The sequence below is a fragment of the Adlercreutzia agrestimuris genome (assembly GCF_943193125.1).
GTDB lineage: Bacteria > Actinomycetota > Coriobacteriia > Coriobacteriales > Eggerthellaceae > Xiamenia > Xiamenia agrestimuris.
This window is the reverse complement of sequence record NZ_CALPCX010000001.1, coordinates 308,387-320,688: the sequence shown is the minus strand read 5'-3', so window position 1 is coordinate 320,688 and position 12,302 is coordinate 308,387. Positions and strand designations below refer to the sequence as shown.

The following is a 12,302-nucleotide window of genomic DNA, read 5'->3' as shown; positions in this document are numbered from 1 at the left end:
TGGGCGCATTTTTTTACACAATGAGCAGGCGTTTGAGTTAGCGGTCAGTTTCGTCTGCTTCTACGCTCACTTGATTAATGCGGTCGGCAAGGTCGGCGCCGCGTTCGTAGAACAGCAAGTTTTGGTTGTGTGTGAAGTAGCGCTCGCAGCCATGATCATTGATGAATGCCATGCCGTAGCGATTGACAGACAAGTCAGTGACCAGCAGTAACATCTCTTGACCATCACCAAAGGCTTCCTCAACAAATTGAAATGCATTGTCCAAGGCGGCGGAAGCTTTTGCAATGCGCTTATCAAGAGAATCCAGCATCTGGCCGAACAGGTCTTTGACGGTGGCGAAAGAAACGCCCGATCCTCCAGTAATCTCTGCGCGCATCGCCTGATCTAAAAGCGCAAGCGTGCGCTCATAGGCAACGTAGCGTTCATCTGAAAGCAAGCCGCCTGCGCGCTCAACTTCAAGTCGACGCTGCAAGTCCGCGGCCTTCGCACGGATGAGACCCAGCACATCACAACTGTCAACGTCAAAAGAAGAGGGGTCGCTGCTCGGCTGCAGATCGGAGCCACGCACAGCATGTTTGGCTTGGGCTTCATCGCGAATTTCGGCAAGTACTCCATGCATGAATGCTGCTGCACGATCTTCCAGCACTACCTCTTTGAGAAGTGTGCCCAAAGCGTCAGTGATAAGCCCCATGAGCGAGACGCGCTCGTCAAAGCCGGCATTGCGGGCACGTTCGACAACCACATCATCGGCTTCACCAGCCAAAATGCGATCAATCTGGTAGTCAGCGCGGTATTTTGTAAACAGGTCGTAGTAGACGCTAAAACGCTTTGCAATTTCGCCATTTTGCACGTACTGATCAACAAGAAGCTCGTCAACAGGGATATCCTGCTCTTCATAAAGCTTCATCATGGCCGACAGGTCGTCCCAACCGCGCGCGGTGACAAACGACGTGCCGTCAACGGTGGTTTCCACGCGATAGAAATGGTCGCGCTCAATATCCAAATAGGTGATTACTGCAGGATGCACGCCACTTTCCACGGCGAAGTCTCGCCACGCGTTGTAGTCAGGCTCCACGTCGATGCGCTTTAAGCGGTCCCATGTTGCAATGTCGAAATCATGCGCGGTGCGGTTGTATTCTGGCGGATTACCTGCGGTTACCACAATCCAGCCGTCTGGTACACGATGGCGACCAAATACCTTGTACTGTAAGAATTGCAGCATTGCCGGGTTAAGCGTTTCAGAGACGCAGTTGATTTCGTCCAAAAACAGAATGCCTTCGCGCCTGCCTGTGGCCTCCATGCTGTCATATACAGCAGCAATGATTTCGCTCATTGTATATTCGGAGACGTCATATTCCACTCCGTCATAGAGTTTTTTCTCAATAAACGGCAGGCCAAGCGCGCTTTGTCGCGTATGGTGAGTCATAGAATAGGAAACAAATCCCACGTCTAAGTCCTGGGCAATCTGCTCCATAATTGCTGTTTTTCCAATACCGGGCGCACCCAAAAGAAATACAGGACGTTGTCGCTCGGTTGGCAGGCGATAATTGCCAAATTCGTCTTTCAGGAAATAGGCGAGCATTGCATTTTTGATCTGCTCTTTTGCTTGCCGAATGTTCATGAGTCGTCCTCCATGATAATCGTTTCTTCCAGTGCAACTTTCATTGCCCACGGGGGCACTTTAACTTCGTCAATGCCATCGTCGACGAAAACAAAAGCGGTGTCGTAGTTGGGCTTTCGTTTTGGATAGGTGCCATGGCCGTCGGTAAAGTAAATGAGTCCGCCAAGATTAGTGAGTTCGCCGCGCGCTAGAGCATCATCTACGTAGGCGAATACGGGACGAAAATCTGTGCCGCCAAGACCTTGAATTTCTAGCGTGTCAATGTAGGCGTTCAAATCTTTGAGTGATCCTATGCGCGTGACCCGCGTTACTGCTGCATCGCATTGGATAATAAGCACGTTCATGTTGGCGAAAAAGCTTGTTTCGTCAGCCAAGATAGAGTAGGTCTTCTCTATAAATTTGCGAACGAGCCCGTCTTTTGTTGAGGCGGAGGTGTCTATGGCAATAACGAAATCTCGGATGCGCTTTTCCTCTACGAATTCAAGTGGCTCAATGAGAGGTAAGTTTCCGTAACGCGCAAGTCCAAAGCAGTAAAACACGTAGTCGAACTCGTTATCATTGACGCGAATCTGTTCTCCCATGCGCGCAAACTTTCGCAAGAATGCTCGGTAGTCTTGGCGCTCTCGTGTAACTGCGCGCAAATTCATGGAGAGGTTGGAGCCTTGCGTGCCCCAAAGCTGCAGGTAGGAATCTAGTTGAACGCCCATTTCATAGGCAACATTTTTCCACTGGTCACGCGCACGATCAAGCGTGATAGAGTCGGCGAAGCGGCCAGCTTGCACGCCTCGCGCCTCTTCGGGTGCATCTTTTTTGAAGACGTCCTCGGAATCCATTGCTTGATGGGATTTGCGGGTTTGCTTTGCCTTCTTCGCTTCGGGTGGCAGCGTCATGTCTATGCCGTTATCGCTTGGTGCTTTGCCAGCGGCATCAGCGCGCGAGCCGTCAGGGTCCTCTTCGGCTTGTTCGTCACGCTTTTTGCGAGCCGTTTCTTCTTCAACACGCATGGTGTGCCAAGGCGTGTGATCGTCAGCGAAGAAAGGCTCGCGCATGGCAGCAATGTCAGCATCGGTGAGGTTATTGGCATCTCGTTGTTCGCGCAAGTACCGATAGAGTGTTTCTGCTGTCACGAGCGGAAGTGCTGCCTTGACGAGTGCGGCGGTTGCGCTTTGGTGGCGCACGCGTGCAGACTGAAGGGCAGGCAGATTGAGGTCGCTCATGGCAAGCTCAACGACGATATCGCAGGCAGTATCCCACAACAATTCATCACTGTGAGCACCGGGGTAGAGGTGCATAAACACGTTGTGAAGTACCATATGAAGATAGGTACGCGTCAGTTCCGCCTGATCATGTGCATAAAGCTGGGCAAGCTGCTGGGCGTCATAACGAATGTATGAACCATCGGTTGCCAATGTTGCATTGCTCATTGGCAGTGGCTTGAGGCGTGAAAAGGCAGCGTTCATGAAACGCAGATTCACCAAAAGAGAATTTTTGGCGATATCGAGCGCTTGGCGAGCGTATGAGTCGAACTGATGCGCCGACATGTGTTGCTCCTTGGGCTGCTTTGTGATGCACCATTGTTGAAATCGTGAGTAAAGTGTAGCATGTGCTCAATGAAGGGTAAACAGACATTGGGTAGTGCTGATTAATCGCTTTATTGTCATATGCGAGGCTTCGCCAAAACTCACATAAGGTCGCTATATCTGCAGATGAGAGACGAGTAAGTGATGGATATTAAACAGATTGCTTATCAAAACTCAAGTGAAAACACCGAGGAACTCCTTGAGCAAGTGCGCAACATGAGCTATGAGCTTACGATCTCCCAGGTCAATGTTGTAGACGGCGGTAAAGCAATTGAAGGTGAAGTGTGGGCACCTCAGCTTGAACCTTATGAGGACTGGGCAAAAGGTCCTGCTGAAGGTTTCGAGGAAGGTACAGACGGAGACCTGTATCCCGTTGGCGTTTTGGGAATGGGTATTTCCGATGAGCGCCGCGAAGAACTCGTTGAGCATGCAAAACTGGTGCGTCAGCGACTACAAGAACAAGCCGCTGCCGCTGCCGGCGCGCCTGCTGCTGCCACTCCTGCCGCCGCTGCCGGCGCTGCGCCGAGCGCTACCACCACGCCTGCTACCACTGCTGAAGATGCAAGTGCTTGTGCTTTTGATCAGGAGTTACAAGCTATTTTTAGCGTGCGCCACGACGAGGGCGGCTGGGCGCTTTGCGGTGTCAATCTGCGTCGCATTGCTGAGCTGTTGGACGCGCGTGAAGGGCTTGTTGTCGTGCTGCCGGAGCGCATCGCGGGTGTTCCTGTAGTGCGCGTAGCTGCTGAAGCCTTCGCCCGGCGACTTGTTCAGGGTGTGGGTGTCTCGCTTCTTGTGGTTCCTGATAGCGTTCAATCTATTGGTGCCGGCGCGTTTGGAGCGTTGTCGGCTACTTGTGTTCAGCTTGGGTCTGACCTGGAGACATTAGGTGAACAAGTGTGTGATTTGGCTGGCGTATCACCGCGATTGTGTAAGCGATCTTATGCCATCAGTTCGCGTAATGAGACCTACTATGTTGAAGATGGCTCTCTCTATAAGCGCGGCGAAGAAGGTGATGAGCTGGCTTTTCTTGCTTCGCCTTATCCTGAACAAGTAACTATTGCGTCCAATGTAGCTCAAATTGGCTCAGCAGCGTTTGCTCAAGGGTGCGACATGCCGCGTGTCGTGCGTTGCTCTGCGCACTTAACGCGGGTGATTGCGAAAACTTTTGATGATGCGGTGTGGATCTGTCCGCCCGAGGCTCCGGCGTATCATCAGTTGAGTCGCAGAGGGGTTCGCTTGGCTAGCGAACAAGCGCTTGAGCAGGATGGATGCTGGTATGACTTCGTAAACGGTGAGGCTGTTTTGGTGGCAGGACCACCCGCGCCTGCGTCGGTGTCCAAGCGTTTTTCAGCTGCAGCAGCGGTTCGGGCGGCAGTTATTCGTGGCGAAAATGATCGAGCTGAGGTTCCTTCTTTGAGCGAAGAGGTAAAAGCAGCTGTTGAGGATTTCATTGCGCCACCGCAACCCACTGATTTGTTGGTTTTGCCACGCAGTGTAGCGGGTTGCCCGCTCACACGTATTGGCGTGCGCGCATTGCCGCATGCGCCTGCAACGCTCATAATTCCAGATAGCGTGCGGATGATTGAGCGTGAGAACGCCTGTCGAGGCACCGTTTCGCTCACGCTGCCAGAGGGGTTGCATGCTATTGGTGAGCACTGCTTTTGGTCACGTACGCTACAGGCTCCCGTTGAGATTCCTGCAAGCGTTAGTTCCATTGGGCAGGGATGCTTTGAGTATGCTGTTTGTCGCTTGGGGCATACCGGTGCTATCGTTCACCTCTCAGCTGACCAGCTCTTAAGCTGCTTTTTGGTCAATCCGAGCGACGGCATTCCTTTTGATTTTGAGCGCTATGATGAGCTGCTTACTTCTGGCAAAAACTTGCCTGATCGTTTGGGCGGAATGCTTCATCGTATAGCAACGCCATTTCGTCTGGCTGAGGAAACGCGGGATACACTTGTCCGAATGTTGCTTGATCGCAAACGCGAGGCAATGGAGCGTGTTGCGCAAGATGGCGACGTAGTTATGGTTGAGCAGCTCGCACGCGCAGGGTTTATTAATAGCGAAACATTCGATCGGCAAATTGAGCTTCTCCGTGCACGGAATCGTACCGATTGCGTGCTCTATCTGATGGAGTGGCACCGTCGCGAACGCGAGTTGGGAGATGCAAAGCCAGCAACATCCTCGGTGGATGTTTCGCCCGAGAATACCTCTGCGCAATCGGTTGCCCCTAACGCAACAACCAGGGAAAACGCCTCGGAATCGCCAGCTAAGAAAAACGCCTCGGAGCTACCAGCTAAGAAAAACGCCTCGGAGCTACCAGCTAAGAAAAACGCTTCTTCCTCACGTGACCGCTATGCACTTTGACCGCCTGCTCGCGATAAAACTTTCTATAAAACACCAAACTTTGGCAGGAAAAGTGTCCGATTAGGTGGATTGGGTCTCAAAACGGCTGGAAAAGTTGCCGATTAGGTGGGTCATACTTTAAAAACCGCCTAATCGGGCACATTTCCTGCCACACTTTGCCAAAAACCGGCATATTTTAGTTCAGCGCTGTAATAAAAACGGATAGACACCAAAACAAATATGTACACTGACCTGGGATTATATCTTTTCTACTTTCAGTAAGGCAATTCTCGCGAAAAGAGTAGTTGCTGGTTTTCGTGAAAACGTTGAGACTGCGGTCGAATTCGCATTTTGAGGTGACTAGCAATTTGATCTGCAACTTTTCTAAGTTCAGCGGGATTGCTTGCCTGCTGTTGGGTTACCACGATCACCTTGTAGCCGCTTCTCTCTAATGCGCAGCGACGTATTTCGTCGTGTCGTTTCTGCTCTGGCGAAAGATGAAAACGGTTTGAATCATATTCCACGATGAGTTTTTCACGTGGCCAGCACTCGTCAGCTATATAGAGCAGACGATCTGCAAACTTTTCGGCGTATTTAGAGAGCAAAATACGGTAATTGAGTTGTGGTTGCTTGAGGTTAAACCCACCCAAACGATAGGGCAACGTCAGCTTCATTGCCAACAATGCCTCTTGTGGTGAGGCTGCGTTTTCTAAGACAAGCGGAAGCGTTTTTGTAAGCAGCCGACTTCCTTGATGTGGGCTATGAGATTGAGCAAACTTTTTCAATTGGCGAAGGTTCGTGAGGGGGTCGCGGTTGATGGGGGATGTATCTACTTGGGTTGATATTGCGTAAGTGCCACAGAAGGCATACGCGTACATAATCAATTCGTGTGGGTTGGTATTGCATGCTGCCTGGAGAAGCGACAACTCCGGCGAGACGACATAGATGCCATGCGATATCGCGCGGATAAGCTTCTTGTGAGAGCGGTTATTTGAGATGTGAGTTTTCGTATGCGCTAAGGTGCGGAGGTCGTCATGAGAGAAAACCAGCACATGATAAGGCTTTGGCAAGAAAGGGAATTCGCGCTCAAGATATTCCATAGAAGCTGCCGTGGGACTGCAATTTGCCAGGGAAGGGATATGCTGTAAAGGCGTCGCAAAAGGATTTGACTTCGCGCGAAGCCACCACTCGCAGGCAGTTTGTCCGTACAAAATGATTTTCATGGCGAAACATCCTATACGACACTCATAGTTAAAACTACACGGTAATTCAGAAGCAAACCAGATGAGCTTCGCGCATATTTCCTATAAATCAAATGCGAAATAGAGACAGATTATGTGCGGATGCATCAAAACATATCGCCTATCTCATACGGGTTAAACACGAATATAAGACCAGTTCAAAGTATGAATTTGTTGAGAATTAATCCACAATTCTTGTCACAAAACTACTGTCAATCATTGGGCTTCTTGCTATACTGAAAACCCTGCAAACGAAAGACTTGCTGCCGGTAGGGTGGCTCGATCGGGGCGGTTGCCGCTGCCGTCTGAGCTGCCAAAGCAGCACCAACACAAGCACTTACTTAATGCAGTGCTGATAAGCTAGTACTAATTCTAACGATGCGAACGAACCCACACTGAGGTGCGCCATGATAGATGAAATCCAAGTTGAAAACGTTGCGCTTATTCGCGAGGCAACTCTTGAGCTGGCGCCCGGGCTTACCGTCTTGACCGGTGAGACAGGTGCGGGCAAAACTGCGCTGTTATCTTCACTTAAGCTGCTCATGGGCGAGCGTGCGGACAAGTCTGCCGTTCGAGATGGCGAAGACGCGCTTTCAGTATCAGGGCGCTTTTTCCTTGCAACACCTCAGGAAGAAAACGAACAGGGAGTTTCAGGGGACGAAGAGCTGGTTGTTACGCGCCGCGTTTCGGCTGATGGTCGGTCGCGCGTAAACATCAATGGGCATATGGCAAGCGTTACGCAGCTGTCGGAGCTCATTGCACCCACGGTAGATCTGTGTGGCCAGCACGAGCACCAGCAGCTTATGAAACCTGCTTCTCATCTGCGAATTCTTGATTCATGGGCAGCTGAAGCAATACATGAACCACTGCAAAAGTATCAGACAGCTTATGCTGAGGCGCAGGCAGCTGCTAAAGAGCTTGCCCGCGTGCTTGAGGCCGGGCAAGAATCTTCTGCAAAGTTAGATGAAGCGCGTTTTATTCTTAAGCGCATTGACGAAGTGCAACCACGCCTTGATGAGTACGAAGAGCTTCTGGCAAGTCTTTCGAAGGCCGAACACGCAGAAGCCCTGGCGCTGGCAACCAATACTGCCGCCGAGGTGCTCTCTGGCGAAGATGGCGCAACTGATCTTTTGGCGCGCGCAATACATGAGCTTGACGGCGTTTCAGCGTATGACGAGCAGCTCAAAGCATGCGCTGAGTCATTGCGAGAAGCAAGCTATGTTCTTGAGGATGTCGCTCGTGAAACACGCTCTTACTGCGACAGTATAGATTTTGATAGCGAATCTCTTGCCGCTGATCAGGAGCGAATGAGTGCACTTCAAGGTCTCCTTCGCACATATGGTCCGCGTATGGAAGATGTCATTGCCGCACGCGATGCTGCTGCAGAACTAGTCTCGCTTGTTGATGATGCAGCTGAACGCGAAAGCGCAGCTCGCAAGGCGCAAGAACAAGCCGAGGAGATGCTTGCCGATGCAGCGCAAACACTCTCCGATGCTCGCAAGATAGCGGCGCCTCAGTTTGCGCAGGCGGTAACCAACCAACTCAAGCGCTTAGAGATGGGCGGAGCGCAGCTTACGTGTGAAGTGGTTGAACTGCCTCGTAACCAATGGACGTCGCAAGGCTCCACATCAGTTGAATTTCTCTTCCAGCCTGGTGCTGGCATGCAACCAAGACCTCTTGTTCGCATTGCTTCAGGGGGCGAAGTTTCGCGTGTAATGCTTGCAATCAAGGTTGTGCTGGGAGAAGCTGACCGCGTGAGCACCCTCGTGTTTGACGAAGTAGACGCCGGCGTAGGTGGTTCCACCGCGGTGGCGCTTGCGGATGTGCTTTCTGATTTGGCAGACACGCATCAAGTACTTGTGGTTACCCACTTGGCACAGGTGGCAGTTCGTGGTGATATCCACTATGTGGTGGAAAAGCTGAGCGCTGAAAATGGCATGCCAGAAACAAGGCTCCGCGCACTTTCGCCCGATGACAGACCTGCTGAAATTGCACGCATGCTTTCGGGCGAAGTGACTGAAACCTCCTTGGCGCATGCTCGCGAGATGCTTAATAAATAGCCCCTACACACTCGCAGAACACGATCGTACTAAATACTTGCTGCCACAGCCTCATCATCAGCCAAGGCTGAGTCTTGCTCGGCATGTTCCAGTTTCGGCGGTAGGGTGGTGTCATGGTCGTCGTGGTCGTGCTTGTCAGTGTGACGCGGAATACCTTCGTCACCGCGATTTTCAAGGTAGCGTTCCATAGAAAAGCGCGTGATGTCGCTGCGGTTGATGACGCCAACAATGTGACCGTCGTCCAAAACCGGCACCTTTTTCAGGTGGTTTTCGCCGAGCACACGACATACTTCAGGCAGGTCAGCATGCAGATCAACGCCAATGATGCCCTTCGCACCAATACTGCTTGCAGGCTTGCCCATGAGCTCATCAAGCTTGCGAGCGAAGTCTTTATTGTCTCCATCTGCCTGCATGGTCTGCACGATCATAACCACAGGATCCATTACCATTGCACTGCGTTTTGAGAGATAGCGCATGATATCACCGTCAGAAACGAAGCCAACCGCTTCGCCGGCAGCATTAACCAACGGAACTGCGCTGATGTTCTTGTCAACAAGAAGCTCCATAGCCTCAGCTACGGTGGCATTTTCGGGAAGCGTGTAGACGTCGCGCTTCATGATAGCTTCAAGTACAGAAGAGCGCGCGTTATCCAGGTCGCGTGTGCGAGCTTCGCCCGGTTTATCCTTGACGAGAACAGCCACCATAATAAAGGCAATAAGGCAGAGAAGCGCAGAGACGGCGAAGGCTGCGTCAATGCCAAAGAAGTTTGCTGCCGGCTGTCCGAGCGTTGACTGGCTCAGGTTAGTTGCGATAGTGGAAACCGAGACAATAATTGCTGTTCCTAAAGAGCCAGCAACTTGGCGAAGCGTGTTGTTAACAGATGTACCATGGTTCATAAGTTCGTTACTGAGTGCATTCATGCCCCAGGTGGTAATAGGCATGTTGACCAGTGATAACGAGAAGAGTCGAAGTGTGTATACAATGGTGAGCCAAGCAAGCGAAGTAGCAGGACCCAAGAAGACAAACGCAACAGTGGTAAGCGTTAAGACGCCCGTACCAATCAAGCTCAGCACGCGCGGTCCGTGGCGGTCAAAAAGACGGCCGGCAATCGGACCCATAGCGCCCATGATAACGGCGCCAGGCAACAACACCAGACCAGAAACGGTTGCAGAAAAGCCCATGTAGGACTGCAAATAGATTGGCACCAAAATGCCAGCAGCCAACAGCGCGCCTTGTACAATCATGCCAATGATGGTGGCAACCAAAAACTTGTGATTTTGCAGTACGCGCACTTGCAGCATGGGGTGTTCCATGCGCAGCTGACGGCGGAAAAAGAGCACAATGCAAACCGCGCCTACAATGGTTCCAATGGCCGAGTCAACGCTTACTCCATATGAACCAATAAGCGATAAACCATAAAGCAGACCACCAAATCCAAGCGAAGACAAAACTACCGACAAAATATCCAGCGTAACGTTTTTGTTGGTTTCGCCACCGCGCTCAAGTGCAAAAAATCCAATCACGAGCACGATAAGTGAGAGGCCTGCAATAATGGCGAACATGTCATGCCAGGTGGCGCGGTCAATAATAATGCCTGCAGCGGTCGGGCCAATAGCCGGACCAAATGCAATAACGATACCAAACAATCCCATTGCGGTGCCGCGTTTGTCCACTGGGAACGTCCACATGAGTACCGTCATAACAAGCGGCATCAAAATACCTGCGCCAACCGCTTGTACCAAACGACCTAAGAGCAGAACCTCAAAAGTGATTCCCCAGCTTGCAAGTCCGCTGCCCACGGTAAAGATAGCCATTGATACCAAGAAGAGGCGGCGCGTGGTAAAGCGGTCGCTCAAAAACGCCGTAATTGGAATCATGATGGCGTTTACCAGCGTAAATCCGGTTGTCAGCCATTGAGCGGTGGCTGCGTCTACGTTCATTTCATCCATAATGGAAGGTAAGGCAGGCGCCACAACGGTTTGGTTTAAAACGGTGACGAAGGTGCCGAATACCAACACAGCCAACATGACAATCTGTTTGCGCGAAAGTCCCATACGTAATCCTTTGCTATAACTAAGAAAGACTCCGTAAGGAGCCTTGAGGTGAGTTCGTAAGCAAGCCCACGAATGCATCTTGAAACATATTTCACTTCGTAGCGTACGCTCGTAGGCACATGCCTGCAAGTCATTATTGTGCAACAGCATAATTTCGTCGCATTGACGAAGGCTTGGGTTTGTGTGAACCGCTGGACGAAATGCGCCTCTTGCAGAGCTTGGGTATCTCGTAGGTAGTTTGTTGGTGAAATGACGCTTGCCAATGCTTATCAATATGTTAAAGTATGCGCCACAACCAAATACCTAAACCGATGAGGCGAAGGTCAAGCTATCATGGGCACTCACAGAGAGCGGGCGCAGCTGAGATTCCCGTAGGAAGCCGGATAGTAAATGGATCGCCGAGGGAAAGGGGAAAGGTTTGAACTTTGAAATAGGCAGCAAGCTTATTTCAAACACAAACCGAGTATCTGGACCGTGAGCCTGCGTTAATGGCAGAACATGTGATGGCATGTTCGTGAGAGGGTCTTGTAATAAAGCAAGATCAATAAAGGTGGCACCGCAGACCGAAAGGCCTGTCCTTTATGCGAAGGTAATTCGCGCAAAGGACAGGCCTTTTTCATTTGGCGAATGGATTTGGTTGGCTTGCATAATTGCAAGACGCGTCAAGAGAAAAAGGAAGAAAGGAACCTGACATGACAACCGAAACAACCAATACACCCGAAGTCCTTGCTGGCAAACCGCGCGAGATTGTTGGTAAACCGCGCACCGTAGCGGAACAACCGCGTAAAGTAGCAGGTCAGCGACGCACTGCAAAGAGCGTTGCTCAGACGCGTGCGACAAAGCAATTGAGTGTACAAGACCTCATTTTAGTTGCAGTTCTCTTGGCGGCAGGTGCAGTACTTAAGCTTACTGTCGGCAGTTTGCTGGCGTCGTTTGGCATGAAGCCAAACTTTATTATTGCGGCATATTGTCTTGCTATCATCATTATTCGACCAAACCTTGCGCAGTCAGTAGTGATTGGTCTCATTGCTGGTTTGGTCTGTCAGATTCCCATGCTGAATGCCACGCCGCTGCTTAATATACCGTCTGAGGTTTTAGGCGCATTAGCCTGTGGTTTGTTCATTCGCGTTCCTCTTAAAATTGGCAAGCTTGATATTAATCCGCTTGTGACCACGTTTGTTTCAACCTGCATTTCTGGTTTTACGTTTGCTGCATTGTCGGCCTATATCAATGTGGTGTCAGTCGGTGGTGATTTTGCGGTAGCTATGGCAGCGTATGTAGCTATCGTGTTAGGAACTGCGCTGTTCAACTGTGTATTTGTACAGATTCTTGCCATTCCGCTTAAAAAGGTTCTCAAGAAATAATGAGCAGCTCTGGTGTGTTGTTGATTACCAAGAAGCGAC

General features: G+C 50.9%; 7 protein-coding genes. 3 read left to right on the top strand and 4 right to left on the bottom strand.

Features of this window, described 5'->3' with window-relative positions; genetic code table 11:
• Positions 1 to 37: 37 nt before the first annotated feature.
• Both NFR28_RS01330 and NFR28_RS01325 read right to left on the bottom strand, forming a co-directional pair.
• Complete coding sequence (locus NFR28_RS01330) at positions 38 to 1,621, bottom strand: ATP-binding protein (RefSeq protein WP_251178038.1); 1,584 nt, start codon at positions 1,619 to 1,621, stop codon at positions 38 to 40.
• On the bottom strand, positions 1,618 to 3,162 hold the full coding sequence (locus tag NFR28_RS01325; protein WP_251178037.1) for a vWA domain-containing protein: 1,545 nt from the start codon (positions 3,160 to 3,162) through the stop codon (positions 1,618 to 1,620). Before NFR28_RS01325 ends, NFR28_RS01330 begins: the two co-directional genes overlap by 4 nt.
• 183 nt (positions 3,163 to 3,345) lie before the next feature.
• On the opposite strand from NFR28_RS01325, the gene NFR28_RS01320 reads away from it, so the two are divergent.
• A complete protein-coding gene (locus NFR28_RS01320) occupies positions 3,346 to 5,565 on the top strand; it encodes a leucine-rich repeat protein (protein WP_251178036.1) in 2,220 nt (739 codons plus the stop codon).
• A 254-nt stretch (positions 5,566 to 5,819) separates the two neighbouring features.
• Here the strand turns inward: NFR28_RS01320 and NFR28_RS01315 are convergent, their stop codons facing one another.
• Positions 5,820 to 6,767 carry a DUF559 domain-containing protein gene (locus NFR28_RS01315; RefSeq protein WP_251178035.1) on the bottom strand — a complete coding sequence of 316 codons (948 nt, stop codon included), beginning with the start codon at positions 6,765 to 6,767 and terminating at the stop codon, positions 5,820 to 5,822.
• A 425-nt stretch (positions 6,768 to 7,192) separates the two neighbouring features.
• On the opposite strand from NFR28_RS01315, the gene recN reads away from it, so the two are divergent.
• The gene (gene recN / locus NFR28_RS01310; RefSeq protein WP_251178034.1) at positions 7,193 to 8,845 is read left to right on the top strand and encodes a DNA repair protein RecN; all 1,653 of its coding nucleotides are present in this window, start codon (positions 7,193 to 7,195) and stop codon (positions 8,843 to 8,845) included.
• Positions 8,846 to 8,874: 29 nt separating this feature from the next.
• On the opposite strand, the gene NFR28_RS01305 is transcribed toward recN, so the two are convergent.
• On the bottom strand, positions 8,875 to 10,899 hold the full coding sequence (locus tag NFR28_RS01305; RefSeq protein WP_251178033.1) for an MDR family MFS transporter: 2,025 nt from the start codon (positions 10,897 to 10,899) through the stop codon (positions 8,875 to 8,877).
• A 692-nt stretch (positions 10,900 to 11,591) separates the two neighbouring features.
• On the opposite strand from NFR28_RS01305, the gene NFR28_RS01300 reads away from it, so the two are divergent.
• Positions 11,592 to 12,263 carry a hypothetical protein gene (locus tag NFR28_RS01300; RefSeq protein WP_251178032.1) on the top strand — a complete coding sequence of 224 codons (672 nt, stop codon included), beginning with the start codon at positions 11,592 to 11,594 and terminating at the stop codon, positions 12,261 to 12,263.
• Positions 12,264 to 12,302: the final 39 nt, after the last annotated feature.

What these genes read in the sequence shown, in the direction of transcription:
- NFR28_RS01325 (WP_251178037.1), bottom strand. Translation starts at nt 3,162, where the DNA reads ATGTCGGCGCATCAGTTCGACTCATACGCTCGCCAAGCGCTCGATATC.
- NFR28_RS01320 (WP_251178036.1), top strand. Translation starts at nt 3,346, where the DNA reads ATGGATATTAAACAGATTGCTTATCAAAACTCAAGTGAAAACACCGAG.
- NFR28_RS01300 (WP_251178032.1), top strand. Translation starts at nt 11,592, where the DNA reads ATGACAACCGAAACAACCAATACACCCGAAGTCCTTGCTGGCAAACCG.
- NFR28_RS01305 (WP_251178033.1), bottom strand. Translation starts at nt 10,899, where the DNA reads ATGGGACTTTCGCGCAAACAGATTGTCATGTTGGCTGTGTTGGTATTC.
- NFR28_RS01315 (WP_251178035.1), bottom strand. Translation starts at nt 6,767, where the DNA reads ATGAAAATCATTTTGTACGGACAAACTGCCTGCGAGTGGTGGCTTCGC.
- NFR28_RS01330 (WP_251178038.1), bottom strand. Translation starts at nt 1,621, where the DNA reads ATGAACATTCGGCAAGCAAAAGAGCAGATCAAAAATGCAATGCTCGCC.
- recN (WP_251178034.1), top strand. Translation starts at nt 7,193, where the DNA reads ATGATAGATGAAATCCAAGTTGAAAACGTTGCGCTTATTCGCGAGGCA.